Annotated in this window: 9 protein-coding genes and 1 tRNA gene; 8 read left to right on the top strand and 2 right to left on the bottom strand. The window is 66.8% G+C overall.

Annotated elements, in window-relative coordinates; genetic code table 11:
* Positions 1 to 82: 82 nt before the first annotated feature.
* Complete coding sequence (locus tag NFL01S_RS32220; protein WP_062980104.1) at positions 83 to 1,180, top strand: hypothetical protein; 1,098 nt, start codon at positions 83 to 85, stop codon at positions 1,178 to 1,180.
* 216 nt (positions 1,181 to 1,396) lie between these two features.
* On the opposite strand, the gene NFL01S_RS32215 is transcribed toward NFL01S_RS32220, so the two are convergent.
* Positions 1,397 to 1,470 (bottom strand) — tRNA-Arg (locus tag NFL01S_RS32215).
* 135 nt (positions 1,471 to 1,605) lie between these two features.
* On the opposite strand from NFL01S_RS32215, the gene NFL01S_RS32210 reads away from it, so the two are divergent.
* The 7 genes from NFL01S_RS32210 (at position 1,606) to NFL01S_RS32180 (ending at position 13,301) form a co-directional block, all read left to right on the top strand.
* Positions 1,606 to 3,645, top strand: coding sequence for a bifunctional copper resistance protein CopD/cytochrome c oxidase assembly protein (locus NFL01S_RS32210; RefSeq protein WP_062980103.1), 2,040 nt, complete (start codon positions 1,606 to 1,608; stop codon positions 3,643 to 3,645).
* The gene (locus tag NFL01S_RS32205; RefSeq protein ID WP_062980102.1) at positions 3,646 to 4,614 is read left to right on the top strand and encodes a threonine/serine dehydratase; all 969 of its coding nucleotides are present in this window, start codon (positions 3,646 to 3,648) and stop codon (positions 4,612 to 4,614) included.
* A gap of 284 nt (positions 4,615 to 4,898) precedes the next feature.
* Positions 4,899 to 5,399, top strand: coding sequence for a single-stranded DNA-binding protein (locus NFL01S_RS32200; RefSeq protein WP_084493438.1), 501 nt, complete (start codon positions 4,899 to 4,901; stop codon positions 5,397 to 5,399).
* Between the two features lie 35 nt (positions 5,400 to 5,434).
* The gene (gene ettA, locus NFL01S_RS32195; protein WP_062980135.1) at positions 5,435 to 7,111 is read left to right on the top strand and encodes an energy-dependent translational throttle protein EttA; all 1,677 of its coding nucleotides are present in this window, start codon (positions 5,435 to 5,437) and stop codon (positions 7,109 to 7,111) included.
* Between the two features lie 94 nt (positions 7,112 to 7,205).
* Positions 7,206 to 12,134 (top strand): NAD-glutamate dehydrogenase, encoded by a 4,929-nt coding sequence (locus tag NFL01S_RS32190; protein WP_062980101.1) that lies wholly within the window; start codon positions 7,206 to 7,208, stop codon positions 12,132 to 12,134.
* A gap of 32 nt (positions 12,135 to 12,166) precedes the next feature.
* Positions 12,167 to 12,601, top strand: a complete 435-nt coding sequence (locus tag NFL01S_RS32185; protein WP_062980134.1) for an acyl-CoA thioesterase — start codon at positions 12,167 to 12,169, stop codon at positions 12,599 to 12,601.
* Positions 12,602 to 12,632: 31 nt separating this feature from the next.
* Positions 12,633 to 13,301, top strand: a complete 669-nt coding sequence (locus NFL01S_RS32180) for a DUF8185 domain-containing protein (RefSeq protein WP_084493437.1) — start codon at positions 12,633 to 12,635, stop codon at positions 13,299 to 13,301.
* Between the two features lie 185 nt (positions 13,302 to 13,486).
* On the opposite strand, the gene NFL01S_RS32175 is transcribed toward NFL01S_RS32180, so the two are convergent.
* Positions 13,487 to 14,218 carry an HNH endonuclease gene (locus tag NFL01S_RS32175; protein ID WP_174555741.1) on the bottom strand — a complete coding sequence of 244 codons (732 nt, stop codon included), beginning with the start codon at positions 14,216 to 14,218 and terminating at the stop codon, positions 13,487 to 13,489.
* Between the last annotated feature and the right edge of the window lie 120 nt (positions 14,219 to 14,338).

Here is a 14,338-nt window from a genome sequence, read left to right as displayed (position 1 = left end):
TCGTCGGCGTAAGTGATCGAATGTTCTGCATGGCAGTTACGAGGCGCAGTAGGACGGGCCGGCCATCCGGAGGGCAGGTGCCGTGACCACCGGTCCCACAGTGCGCCGGTCCCCGCGGTATCGGGCGCCGGAGCCCGGAACCCGGCAGATGGGGTACCGCGCCGCGGGCCACAGCCCTCGGCTCCGGGTGTCTTTGACCACCGGCGACGATCTACTTGCACGGATACCCGACAGCGATGTCGCCACCTTCCGCGCCGATGCCCACCGGCGTCTGACGGCGGCGGAATTCGCGCGGGTCGACGCTGTGTACACCCAAGGTCTCGAAGCAACCTGCCGATGGTTCACTGCGCGCAGCGGCCGGCCCTGCCACCACGACCTGGACCGCCGGACCGACCCGATCTGGTTCGGCCGAAACGAGGTGGCCTGGGCCGAAAGGATGCGGACCGTACTGCGGCCGCGCCCCGCGGCGCGGCGGTTCCCGCCCGCCCGTGTGGTGGGGCGCACCGACGAATGGCTGGACATTCTCGGGCTCTATCGATTTCTGGGCGGTTTCGTCGCAGGCAGCCCCGGGCGGGGGTACACCGTGGTGCGGTTGCGCGGCGCCCAGGCGGCCTTCCTGCTGCACGGTATGCGCCTGGAGTTGCCACCCGACCTCAACTACTCGGTGGGGACCGGGATGAGCACCGGGCGTCTCGACACCACGACCGTCGAATGGATCCGGGAGCGGACCGCCGATCCGGTCGATGCCGCGGCCCTCGCAACGATGCTCTTCACCGGCGCGACCACGGTGGAACTGGGGTGTGTACCACGTGTGGCCTCGACAGGCGACGCACTCGTCTTCACCGGTCCGATCGGTTACTCCCGGGCCGCCGATGTGTATGTATGGGTGATCCCGCCCGCGGCTCGTGCCCTGTTGCAGCAGGCATACGACCTTCGCGAAACCCACGCCGGCGGTGGTTCGAAATTGTTCGCCGGCGCCGTCGGCGCGGCCGGCGGGCGGCTCCGCGAGACCGCCGCGCGATGTGGGATCGCCCTACCGGAATCGCACCATTGGCACCGGAGCTGGATTCGCCAGACGGGACTGCTCCGTGGACAGGACCAGCCGGAGTATGTGCGCAATACCGATCTGCTGTTCGGGCTCCGTCTCGTTTCTCGGCCCGGTCCCCTGCGTGGCGAGTAGCTCCGGCCGGTATCGCGTATCCGCCGCGGCCTCGCGGAAAGGCTCATCGCCGAGAGATTGCCGTAGCGGGAACAGCACCATGACCGCAGGCACCGCGTCTGCGGGCCGGATATACGCGGAAGACCTGGCGCTGCGGTCGATCTGACGTGTTTGTACGGCGCCCAGATGGGTACACCCACTCCGACTGGCCCGAACAGCTCAGTCGGGTGGGTGGAGCGCCCCCGGCAGGAATCGAACCTGCGACCTAGGGATTAGAAGGCCCTTGCTCTATCCAACTGAGCTACGGAGGCAGTGTTTCCACCATGGCGGACAACGGCCGCGCTGTCCAGCCGAAAAGTGTAGCGATCGATTCGATCGTCTGTTTTGGCGTGCCCGAAAAAGGCCCCGCCGGGCCCGTCGAGGCCTGCCGAACTACTCTCGAAGCTATGTCGTCAGTCCAGGCCCCCGCCGTCGAACCCGCCGCCGAGGCCGGGCGGCCGGGTGGATGGGCGGCCGTGACGGGCGCGCTGACGGTGGTCGCCGGGACACTGGCGGCATTGGTCGCGATCCTGGTGGCGAGCGCCTCGGCGGCGCAGGCGCTCAGTCTGCTGGGGATCCCCGATCCCGGCCCGCTCACCACCTATGGCCTGCCCGCGGTACGGGCCCTCGCCGATCTGTTCGCGGCGCTCACCGTCGGCGCCCTGCTCTTCGCTGCCTTCCTCGTTCCGCCGCAGCGCAGTGGGCTGCTCGATACCGGCGGCTACCGCGCGGTACGACGAGCCTCCGGCCTGGCGTTCGCCTGGGCGGTCTGCGCGGCGCTGCTGGTGCCGCTGACGGTCTCCGACAGCACCGGCCGGCCGGTCACCGAGGTGCTGGCACCACAGGAGCTGTGGGGCGTGATCGACCAGATCGAACTGGCCGGCACATGGCGGGTCACCGCCGTCGGTGCGGTGCTACTGGCCATTGCGTGCCGGCTGGCGCTGCGCTGGGGGTGGACGCCGGTTCTGTTCGCCGGATCGGTCGCCGTGATGATGCCGCTGGCGCTCACCGGTCATTCCTCGTCGGGCGGGGCGCACGATGTGGCCACCAACAGTCTGATCCTGCATTTGATCGCCGCGGCGGTCTGGGTCGGCGGTCTGGTCGCGCTGCTCGTGCACGCCCTGCGCGACGGCACCCACACCGGCGTCGCCGCCCGCCGGTTCTCGCCGCTGGCGGCGGTTTCCTTTGTGGTGCTCGCGGTGAGCGGGGTTGTGAACTCCTGGGTCCGGATCCCGATGGACGAACTGTTCACCAGCACCTATGGACGCTTGGTCCTCGCGAAGGCCGCCGCCCTCGTCGTGCTCGGCGTGATCGGGTACTTCCAGCGGCGCTCGGCGCTGCCGGCACTGGCCGCCGAGCCGGGCAACCGGCTCGCGCTGGTCCGGTTCGCGGGTGTCGAAACGCTGATCTTCGCGGCGACCATGGGCCTCGCGGCCGGATTGGGACGGACGCCGCCACCGCCGCCGACCAGCGTTCCCACCCCGATAGAAGTGGAACTCGGGTATGAGCTGGCCGGCCCGCCGACCGTCTCCCGGTTGCTGTTCGATTGGCGGTTCGACCTGATCTTCGGCACGCTCGCCATCGTCCTGGCTGTGCTGTACCTGCTGGGTGTCCGGCGGTTGCGGGCGCGCGGCGACAGCTGGCCGGTGGGCCGGACCCTGGCCTGGGTGCTGGGATGCGCCGTGCTGCTGTTCACGACCTCGTCCGGGGTCGGCCGCTATGCGCCCGCAATGTTCAGCGTGCATATGGGCGCGCATATGGCGCTGTCCATGCTGGTTCCCATCCTGCTCGCACTCGGCGGAGCGGTGACCCTCGCATTACGCGCGCTGCCACCGGCCGGGCGGGACGGAGCGCCGGGCCCCCGGGAGTGGATTCTGGCGGCCGTACACAACCCGGTCTCGCGATTCCTCACCCATCCCATCGTGGCCTCGGTGGTGTTCGTGGCCGGTTTCTACGCCCTGTACCTGGGCGGGATATTCGATTCCTTCGTCGATTCGCATGCCGCCCACGTGCTGATGAACCTGCATTTCCTGGTCAGCGGCTACCTCTTCTACTGGGTGGTGATCGGTATCGACCCGAAACCGCGCCGGGTGGAACCGCTCACCAAACTCGCCATGGTGTTCGGATCGCTGCCCTTCCACGCGTTCTTCGGCGTGGTGCTGATGGGAATGAGCACCGTGCTGGGCGGCTGGTTCTACCGCAGCCTCGGTCTGGACTGGCATTCGGACTTGCTGGGTGATCAACGCACCGGCGGAAGTCTGGCCTGGGCCAGCGGCGAAGTACCGTTGGTGGTGGTGATGCTGGCGCTGCTGATCCAGTGGTCGCGCAGCGATGCCCGGCTGGCGCGGCGCACCGACCGTGCCGCGGAACGTGACGACGATGCCGAACTGGCTGCGCACAACGCCATGTTCGCCGAATTGGCCAAGCGAGATCGGGCAATGAAGTAGATGACCGAGCAGAAAACCCAGCTGACACCCTTGCAACCGTTTCGCCGCATCTATCGGTCCGATGTTCGCGCGGCCCGGCGGCGGCTGGGCAGGCATATCCGTAAGACCCCGGTATTCCACACCGTCGTTCCGGGGCCGGGCGGGCCCGTCCCGGTGACCTTGAAACTGGAGTATCTGCAGCACGGCGGCACGTTCAAGGTGCGCGGGAGCTACAACGCGCTGCTGTCGGAGCGGGTGTGCCCGGACGATGTCGTGATCGCCTCCGGGGGGAACGCGGGGATCGCGGCGGCCCTGGCCGCGGCCGGTATGGGTAAATCCTGCACGGTGGTGGTGCCCGAATCGGCGCCGCATACCAAGGTCGCGGCGATGTGGTCGCACGGTGCTGAGGTGCGCTGGCACGGAACCACCTATGCCGAGGCCTACCAGCATGCGCGCGAGCTCACCGCCGAACGCGGTGCGCTCCAGTTGCACGCCTACGACCTGCCCGCGGTAGTGGCCGGCGCCGGGGTGATCGGGCTGGAAATCGAGGAACAGGTACGCGGCCGCCCACCGGTTCTGGTCGCCGTCGGCGGCGGTGGCCTGGTCGGCGGGATCGCGGCGGCGGCCGGTCGGCGCCGGGAGATCGTCGGGGTGGAACCGGAAGGTATCCCGACGATGCATTCGGCCCTGGCCGCGGGCACACCGGTCGACGTCGAGATCTCCAGCGTCACCGCCGACGCGCTGGGGGCCACGCGGCTCGGGGAGATCTCGTTCGATATCGTCCGCCGTTACGGGGTCCGCTCGGTGCTGGTCACCGACGACGCGATCTCCGAGGCCCGCGACTACCTGTGGCGCGAGTTCCGGATCGTGGTGGAACTGTCCGGTGCGGTGGCTTTGGCGGCGATTCTCAGCGGTGCCTACGTTCCGCCGGAAGGGCAACGCCCGGTGATCGTGCTGTGCGGTGCGAATACCGAACTTCCGGTGCTCTGAGCTGCCCGGATGGGTAGCGGCTGCGTCGGCCCTTCCGCCCGCAGGCGGTCGAGATCCACGCCGGCCGATGCCCGCTGCCGACGCCCGGTGGGCCGGCCGAACGCCCGGTGCCGCCGGGAGAGTGTGAAAGATTCGAATTCCACAAGGTCGTCGATGTCGGGAGGTTGTCCACAGATCCGCATCCCGTCCGCCGCTGTGGTCCGGGCGCGGGCACGATGAGTTGGTCCCCGGGATCGCGGGGGCGGGGTTGCCCGGGGTGCCGGGCTCGACGAAGGGGTGGACGCATGTACGAAACTCTCGCGACAGTGGTGGGTACGGTGGTGACCGAGCCGATCAAACGCGATCTCGCGGGCGGCGAGCAGATGCTGAGCTTCCGATTGGCCAGTACCGCACGCCGGTTCGACCGAGAATCGGGTGAATGGGTGGACAACGGGATGTTGTTCCTGACGGTGAGCTGCTGGCGGCGCCTGGTGGCAGGCGTCGACGCTTCCATCCGGCGCGGCGACCCGGTAATCGTGCAGGGGCAATTGCGCTCGAACGAATACCGCACTCGCGACGGCGCCGAGCGCCGGGACCTGGAGATGCGGGCCCATACGGTAGGGCCCGACCTCACTCGCTGCACCGCCCAGGTGGTGCGCCGGCGCACCGGGTATGCGATGGTGACCGGGAATAATCCGGCCGATCCGGACGCTGGGACGGCCGGAGACGGGGTGGCGGGGGAGCAGGACCATCCACTCGGGGGAAAGTCGGCATCCGGCGACCGGCCGGTGAACGCCGACGTGTGAAACCGCATCGATGTGTGACGGATAGGGTGATCGCCATGGCTGAGTTCATCTACCAAATGAAGAAGGTTCGTAAGGCGCACGGCGACAAGGTCGTGCTCGACGATGTCACCTTGAACTTCCTTCCCGGCGCCAAGATCGGCGTCGTCGGTCCCAACGGCGCCGGTAAATCCAGCGTGCTGAAGATCATGGCCGGATTGGATCAGCCGAACAACGGCGAAGCCTTTCTCGCGCCGGGTGCAAGTGTGGGGATCCTGCAGCAGGAGCCGCCGCTGAACGAGGAGAAGACGGTCCGCGGCAATGTCGAGGAGGGCCTCGGCGAGATCAAGGTCAAACTCGACCGGTTCAACGAGATCGCCGAACTCATGGCCACCGATTACTCCGACGAGCTCATGGACGAGATGGGCAAACTCCAGGAGGACCTCGACCACGCCGACGCCTGGGATCTGGACTCGCAGCTCGAGCAGGCGATGGATGCCCTGCGCTGCCCGCCGCCGGAAGAGCCGGTCACCAACCTCTCCGGCGGTGAGCGCCGCCGCGTGGCGCTGTGCAAACTGCTGCTCAGCAAGCCTGATCTACTGCTGCTGGACGAGCCGACCAACCATCTCGACGCCGAGAGCGTGCTGTGGCTGGAACAGTTCCTGGCGCAATACCCGGGTGCCGTGCTGGCCGTCACCCACGACCGGTACTTCCTGGACAATGTCGCCGGCTGGATCCTGGAGCTCGATCGGGGCCGGGCCATCGGGTACGAGGGCAACTACTCCACCTACCTGGAGAAGAAGGCCGAACGCCTCGCCGTGCAGGGGAAGAAGGACCAGAAGCTGCAGAAGCGGCTGAAGGACGAACTCGCCTGGGTGCGCTCCGGTGCCAAGGCCCGCCAGGCCAAGAACAAGGCGCGGCTGGGTCGCTACGAGGAGATGGCCGCCGAGGCCGAGAAGATGAAGAAGCTGGATTTCGAGGAGATCCAGATTCCGGCCGGCCCGCGACTGGGCAGCGTCGTGGTCGAGGTCGAGCATCTGGACAAGGGGTTCGGCGATCGCCAGCTGATCAAGGATCTCTCGTTCACGCTGCCGCGCAACGGTATCGTCGGCGTGATCGGGCCGAACGGCGTGGGTAAGACCACCCTGTTCAAGACCATCGTCGGCCTCGAAGAACCGGATAGCGGCACCGTGAAGGTCGGTGAGACCGTCCAGCTGAGCTATGTCGATCAGACCCGGGCCGGAATCGATCCGAAGAAGACGGTCTGGCAAGTGGTTTCGGAAGGGCTCGACTATATCGAGGTCGGTCAGCAGGAGATGCCGTCGCGTGCCTATGTGAGCGCCTTCGGGTTCAAGGGCCCCGATCAGCAGAAGCCTGCCGGTGTGCTCTCCGGTGGTGAACGCAACCGCCTGAACCTGGCGCTCACCCTGAAACAGGGCGGCAACCTGATTCTGCTCGACGAGCCCACCAACGACCTTGACGTGGAAACCCTCGGATCGCTGGAGAACGCGCTGGAACAGTTCCCCGGCTGCGCGGTGGTCATCTCTCACGACCGGTGGTTCCTGGACCGTACCTGCACGCATATCCTCGCCTGGGAGGGTGACGCCGACAACGAGGCCAAATGGTTCTGGTTCGAAGGCAACTTCGAAGCCTACGAGGCCAACAAGATCGAACGCCTCGGCCCGGAAGCCGCACGGCCGCATCGAGTGACACATCGCAAACTGACCCGCGGGTAACGCCGTAGATCTTTTCCCGTGACCCGGTTGCGGGACTACCCTCGGGGCGGCATCGGTATGTCTTCCGAAAAATCCGCGTCCAAGGGAGTGGGAAATGACGGTCTCGTCCGAATTGTCCAGCGAGGCTTGGGTTGCCGAACTGCCGGACAACCTCCGTGCCGGCCTCCACGCTCTGCAGGAGGGATATTTCCGGCATGTGGGCACCGACGAGGCGGACTGTGAGATCTCCAGTGCCGAGCTCACCTTCCGGGCGCACCTCGCACTGGCCCTGACCCGGCAGCCGGGTCAGGGTTCGGTGCGGGTCCACCACCCCGATGACGGGTCAGGGCTGGGCGCCGCGGTGCAGATCGTGACCGACGATATGCCGATGCTCGTCGATTCGGTGACGGCCCTGCTTGCCCGGCTGGGCGGTACGGTGCGCGAAGTCATCCATCCCATCGTCACGGCGGAACGGGATGCCGCCGGCCGGCTCCGGGCGGCGTGGCCGCATGACGCCGATGCCGAGCGCACCGGTTCGCCGACCGGTCGCGAATCCTGGATCCACCTGCAATTGCATCCCGCGACCAGCGCCGAGCTACTCGACGAGATCGCCGCCGCCGTACCCGGGGTGATCGGCGATGTCCGGCAGGTGAGCAACGATACCGACGCGATCCACGCCGTGCTCCACCGTCTCGCGGCCGGACTGGACCGGGCCGGTGACACCGTCGTCACGGCAGATACCGATATCGCCCCCTCCGACTGTGCCGGGTTGCTGCGGTGGATGGCCGCCGGTAATTTCACCGTGCTCGGCTATGCGCGTTACCGCACCGAAGCCGGCGAGCCGGTGCCGGTGCTCGTTCCGGATTCCGCACTCGGGGTACTGCATCCGGGTACCGGGATCGGTTTCCAGGTGCCGGTCGTCACCGGTGCACCGCGACTTTTGCGGATGACCCAGGGCCTCGTCCCGGTCACGATGCAGCGGGCGGTCTACCCGTTCTTCATCGGGGTGGCCGACGTGAACGACGCGGGTGAGATCCGCGGCGAGCATCTGTTCATCGGCGTTTTCACCGTGACGGCGCTGCACGAGAACGTCCTCGATATCCCCGTGGTGGGCACCCGGGTGCGCTCGGCTATCTCCGGCAGCGGTTTCGATCTCGATTCGTTCTCCGGTCAGGCGATGCTCGAGGTCATGCAGGGCTTCCCGCGTACGGAGCTGTTCGCCTGCGATGCGGCCACGCTGCGCCGGATCGCGGCCGCGGTACTCAATGTAGGGCTGCGCCGGCAGGTGCGGTTGTTCCTGCGGGTCGATCCGTACGGCCGCTTCGTCGCGGCGATGGTGTACCTGCCCCGGGACCGCTACACCACCGCGGTCCGGCTGGAGATGCAGGACATCCTGGTTCGAGAACTCGGCGGTGCCTCCATCGACTACTCGGCCCGGGTGAGCGAAAGCGAGCTCGCGAGTGTGTATTTCACGATCCGGCTGCCCGCTGCCGATGCCACCGAACCGGTGCGGGTGTCCTCGGCGGAGGAGATCTCCGAGTCCGAGCGGCTGCGCATCCAGAACCTGCTCGGTGAGGCGAGCCGCACCTGGGACGATCATCTCAACGACGAGGTGAGTGCCTCGACGGTTTTGGACCCGCAGGCCGTGCGCCGCTACTGCGAAGCGTTCCCGGACGCCTACAAACAAGATTTCAGCGCCCGGCGGGCCCTGGCCGATATCGACCGCCTCGAGCGTTTACGCACGGGCAATATCGACCAGCACCTGTACCGTGTCGCAGACGCACCCGCCGGCTCCTGGCGGTTCACGCTCTATATCGGCGGTGCCGGGATCTCGCTGAGCCAGGTGCTGCCGGTGCTCCAGAGCCTCGGGGTGGAAGTGCTCGACGAACGGCCGTACCGGATCCGGCGGGAAGCCGACGGTATCGGTACCGCGGGTGAGCGGTGGATCTACGATTTCGGTTTGGTGGCGAGCCCTGAGCTGTTGCGCGCCGCCCTCGATCAAGACCTCGACGCCGAACTGCTCGAGGTCGCACCGGGGACGCGGGCCAGTGCGGCCGGAGTAGGCGACCGGTTCACCGAGGCGTTCGACGCCATCTGGTACGGCCGGGCCGAGGCCGACGGACTCAACGAACTCGTCCTGCGCGCCGGACTGACCTGGCGTGAGGTCGCCGTTCTGCGGACTTACGCGAAGTACCTGCAGCAGGCCGGATTCCCCTACAGTCAGGTCAATATCGCCCGGGTCCTGCACACCTATCCGGACACCGCGCGGCTGTTCGCGCGATTGTTCGCTGCCCGGTTCGACCCGGACCGGTATTCGAGTGAGGAGGCCGACCAGCTCGAACAGCAGGTGCGCGAGCGGATCGACCAGGTCGTCAGCCTGGACGCGGACCGTATCCTGCGGGCCATGCTGGGGCTGATCCGGGCGACCCTGCGCACCAACTACTACGTCACCGACGCCGACGGTGCGGCCCGGGATTTCATCTCGGTGAAGGTCGAACCCCAGGAGATCGCCGAACTTCCGCAGCCGCGGCCGAAGTACGAGATTTTCGTGTATTCGCCGCGGGTGGAGGGTGTGCATCTGCGGTTCGGTGCGGTGGCGCGTGGTGGTTTGCGGTGGTCGGATCGTTTGGAGGATTTCCGGACCGAGATTTTGGGTTTGGTGAAGGCGCAGGCGGTGAAGAATGCGGTGATCGTGCCGGTGGGTGCGAAGGGTGGTTTCGTGGTGAAGCGGCCGCCGGCTGCCACCGGAGACGCCGCGGCCGACCGGCAGGCCCGGATGGCGGAAGGTGTCGAATGCTATCGGACCTTCATCTCCGGTCTCCTGGATATCACCGATAACGTCGATCTGGCCGGGGGGCAGGTATTGCCGCCGGATCGGGTGGTGCGCCGGGACGGTGACGATACGTATCTGGTGGTTGCGGCGGATAAGGGTACGGCGGCGTTTTCCGATATTGCGAACGAGGTGGCGGGGCGTTATGGGTTCTGGTTGGGGGATGCGTTCGCGTCGGGTGGTTCCGCGGGGTATGACCACAAGGCGATGGGGATTACGGCGCGGGGTGCGTGGGAGAGTGTGAAGCGGCATTTCGCGGAGTTGGGGGTGGATACGCAGTCGCAGGATTTCACGGTGGTGGGTGTGGGGGATATGAGCGGGGATGTGTTCGGTAACGGGATGTTGTTGTCGGAACATATTCGGCTGGTCGCGGCGTTCGATCATCGGCATATTTTCCTGGATCCGGATCCGGATGCTGCGTCGTCGTTTGTGGAGCGGCGGCGGTTGTTCGGGTTGGCTCGGTCGAGTTGGGCTGATTATGATCGGTCGTTGATCAGTGCGGGTGGCGGAATCTACGACCGCACGGTGAAATCGGTTCCGATATCTCCGCAGGCCCGGACCGCGCTCGGACTGCCGGAGAACACCGCTTCGCTCGCGCCACCGGAATTGATCCGCGCGATTCTGCAAGCGCCGGTGGATCTGCTGTGGAACGGCGGTATCGGCACCTATATCAAAGCGAGCACCGAAACCAACGCCGATGCGGGCGATAAATCCAACGATGCGGTTCGCGTCGACGGGAATCAGTTGCGGGTGAAGGTCGTCGGCGAGGGTGGCAACCTGGGTGTCACGGCGCTGGGGCGGATCGAATTCTGCCGCAACGGTGGGAAGATGAACACCGATGCGCTGGACAATTCCGCCGGAGTCGATTGCTCCGACCACGAGGTGAACATCAAGGTCCTGCTCGACGGCGTGGTCTCGGCGGGGGAACTGGATATCGCCGACCGCAATCCGCTGCTGGCGGAGATGACCGACGAAGTCGCGAAGATGGTATTGCAGGACAACGTTTCCCAGAACTATTTGATGGGAATTTCACGCGCCGAATCGGTGCAAATGCTGAATGTGCATCGGCGGTTGATCGAGGAATTGGAGAACAGCCGGGGACTGGACCGGCAACTCGAGGCTTTGCCCACCGATGCCGTGCTGAAACGCCGGCTCGAGGAAGGGACCGGCCTCGCCTCGCCCGAACTCGCCAACCTGCTGGCCCACGTGAAACTGGCGTTGAAGGCCGACCTGCTCGCCGGTGACCTGCCCGATAGTGCATTCTTCGGCGCCCGGCTCCCCGATTATTTCCCGACCCCGCTGCGCGATCGGTTCGGGGCGGCGATCAAGAAACATCGCCTGCGCCGGGAAATCGTCACCACCATGATCGCCAACGAGGTGGTGGACCATGGTGGGCTCACCTACACCTTCCGGCTCGGTGAGGAGATCGGTGCCACCGCCACCGATACGGTGCGCGCCTTCGCGGCCGTCACCGAAATCTTCGGCCTGCACGAGATCTGGGCCCGGATCCGCGTCGCCGACACCTCGGTCGGGGTACGCGACCAGCTCGAATTGGAAACCAAACGAACCCTGGACCGGGCCTCGCGGTGGCTGCTCACCAACCGTCCCCAGCCGATCGCCGTGGGCGCGGAGATCAACCGGTACCGGGTGGGCATCCGCGAACTGGCGCCCAAAGTGCCCGGCTGGTTGCGCGGGCACCATGTCACGACACTGACCGATCACGCCGCCGACCTGGTCGCGCACGGTGCGCCGCTGGATCTGGCCACCGAGGTCTTCGGGCTGCTGCACCTGTTCCCGCTGCTCGATATCGTCGATATCGCCGATATCACCGACCGCTCCGGCGACGAGGTGGGCTCGCTGTACTACGCGCTGAACGAGCATCTCAAGATCGACTGGCTGCTCGAGGCGGTGAGCCATCTGGAACGCGGCGATCGCTGGCATGCACTGGCCCGGCTCAGCCTGCGCGACGATATGTACGGTTCGCTGCGCTCGCTCACCCTCGACGTGCTCTCCGGCGGCGACCCGGAGGAGAGCGCGGACGAGAAGATTGCATACTGGGAGTCCAAGAATCAGTCCCGGCTCGGTCGCGCCCGCGCGGCGTTGGCGGAATTGTTCGAGTCCGGAACCCACGATCTCGCCACACTGTCGGTTGCGGCGCGGCAGGTGCGCAGCATGGTGAGTGGGGTGGGTGCCCAATCGGAGGTACCACGGTGACGAATGCTTCTGGCAACTGTGCAGGTGCCGAGGTGGCCACGGCCGCCCCGGCGCCGCGCTTCCACACCGCCGTCCATGTGCGCTGGTCGGATATGGATGTGTTCCAGCACGTCAACCACGCCCGGATGGTGACACTGCTCGAGGAAGCGCGGATCCCGTGGCTGTTCGAGGCCGATCGACCCACAGTGGCGCTGCGCAACGGCTGTGTCCTGGCGGATCTGCACGTCAAGTACCGCGGCCAGTTGCGGCATGAGGACACTCCGCTCGATATCGCCATGTGGATCGAGGAGTTGCGCGCCGTCGACTTCACCGTCGCCTACGAGGTGCGTGCCGCGGGTGCCGCCCCCGGTTCCCCGGCCGCCGTCACCGCCACCACCCAGCTGGCGGCGTTCGATATCGAAACCCAGCGGCTACGCCGGCTCACCGAAGCCGAACGGACCTACCTGGCGCAATGGATGGAAGTATGAGCACTGCCACGTCCACAGCGCCGATCCGCTCGTGATATCCGACCAGCGAGTCCTTTCTGTACCGGACCCGGCAGAGCGCGAGAACCTGGCCACGTTCCTCACCCGGGCCCAGCGACTGGATCCGGCGGCGGTGGTGCGGTTGCGCCGGCGTGGAGAAGGCCTGGTGACCGCCTGGGTCGCCACCGGCTTCGAAGCGCTGGCCACCCGTACGATCGGCGCCGAGCTCCTGGTCGATGATGCGACGGTCGGCGCCGAAACGGTGCTGGCCGCCTTGAACTCGCCCGGCCCGATCGATCTCGGTTACTCCCTGGATTCGGCCTGGCGTGGCGCCCTGCCGCCCACCACGGGATTCGGTCATATCGACGATCTGCCGGCCCGGACCCTGGTGGAGCTGGCCGAACGCGGCGTCGAGCTGGCGAAGGAACACGGATCGAACCACGGCCCGCCGGCCTCGCTGCTCGATCAGGCGGTGATCACCGTCTCGGCCGACGAGGACGAGGTACAGATACCGATGCGGGTGGTGTTCGCGCTCACCTCGATGGACTTCATCCCGCACTCCGGAGACCGTGCCGAGGCGAACCGGATCCCGCCCGGGGAGTCGGTCCGCGTCCGAGCGACCAGAACATGGCTCCGCCTCGACGCCCGCTACGGCTCGATCGCCCGGCGCAGGACCGGGGGCTTTTCGCTGACGCCCCGATAAGGGGCTTCACCCGCGCAGCGCTCGGCAACTGTGCCGGCGCGCTTCCACCTCCGCGCTCGTCGGTTTTCCTCGGCGCCGACTTCCATGAGGCGCGTTCGAATCGGGTCGGCCGCGTGCCGATCACGAGGAGGAGCCCGGAGAGCGCTGGAGTGGGGGCGCCGAACCTGCGCGGCGGTGTGCCGGAACTATGCGGCGCCCTCGCCGAGATACTGCAACCAGACGGGATCGAGTTCGTTGACGGTGGACAGCAGCCGCCAGTGCGGGCCCTTCGGGGAGACCAGCGGGGATCGCAGGGTCCAGCCCAGTTCGCTGAGTAGTTTGTCGGCTTTGCGGTGGTTGCAGGGGGCGCAGCTGGCGACGCAGTTCTCCCAGCTGTGTTCGCCGCCGCGGCTGCGGGGGATGACGTGGTCGATGGTTTCGGCCTTACCGCCGCAGTAGCCGCATCGGTAGTGATCGCGCTGCATGAGGGCGGCGCGGGTCATGGGGACCCGGGCGCGGTAGGGGACCCGCACGTAGGTGCGCAGGCGGATGACCGAGGGGATGGTGACAGTGGCCCCGGCGGAGTGGAGGACCGGGCCGGTGGGGTCGTGATGGACCGCGTCGGCCTTATCGCAGACCAGCAGCACGATCGCGCGGCGAGCAGGTAGCGCGGTCAGCGGTTCGTAGGTGGCGTTGAGCAGCAGGACGCGGCGTTTGAGCCAGCTGATGTGCTGGGTGGGATGGAGTACGGCGGCGGATTCGCCGCGAGAACGAGCGGAATCGGTATCGGCGGCGGTCTCGGCAGTGTGCCGGTTGACCGCGTGATCGGACAGCAGTTGCAGCGGAGGAGCCCCCGACCCACGAGCGTGGACGTCGGCGGGCTTCAGTTGTCGGTGGCGTATCGCCTCCGGTGATCGGGCGCCGGTCCGTTGCTTCATGTCGACCCCAAATTCTGCGTTTCAAGATCATGTGGTATCTCGCCGGGAGACAAGATTCAGTTGACCATGGAAAGCCCCGGAGTGCACGGTTATTTTGCACAATGGCCGGTTAACTGTCGC

Origin of the sequence: Nocardia flavorosea NBRC 108225, assembly GCF_001613385.1 — a bacterium.
Classification (GTDB): domain Bacteria; phylum Actinomycetota; class Actinomycetes; order Mycobacteriales; family Mycobacteriaceae; genus Nocardia; species Nocardia flavorosea.
This window is presented reverse-complemented; position numbering and strand designations above follow the sequence as displayed.

Excerpts from the sequence above, each read along its gene's own strand:
- NFL01S_RS32175 (WP_174555741.1), bottom strand. The coding sequence starts at position 14,218 with ATGAAGCAACGGACCGGCGCCCGATCACCGGAGGCGATACGCCACCGA.
- NFL01S_RS32210 (WP_062980103.1), top strand. The coding sequence starts at position 1,606 with ATGTCGTCAGTCCAGGCCCCCGCCGTCGAACCCGCCGCCGAGGCCGGG.
- NFL01S_RS32205 (WP_062980102.1), top strand. The coding sequence starts at position 3,646 with ATGACCGAGCAGAAAACCCAGCTGACACCCTTGCAACCGTTTCGCCGC.
- NFL01S_RS32200 (WP_084493438.1), top strand. The coding sequence starts at position 4,899 with ATGTACGAAACTCTCGCGACAGTGGTGGGTACGGTGGTGACCGAGCCG.
- ettA (WP_062980135.1), top strand. The coding sequence starts at position 5,435 with ATGGCTGAGTTCATCTACCAAATGAAGAAGGTTCGTAAGGCGCACGGC.
- NFL01S_RS32190 (WP_062980101.1), top strand. The coding sequence starts at position 7,206 with ATGACGGTCTCGTCCGAATTGTCCAGCGAGGCTTGGGTTGCCGAACTG.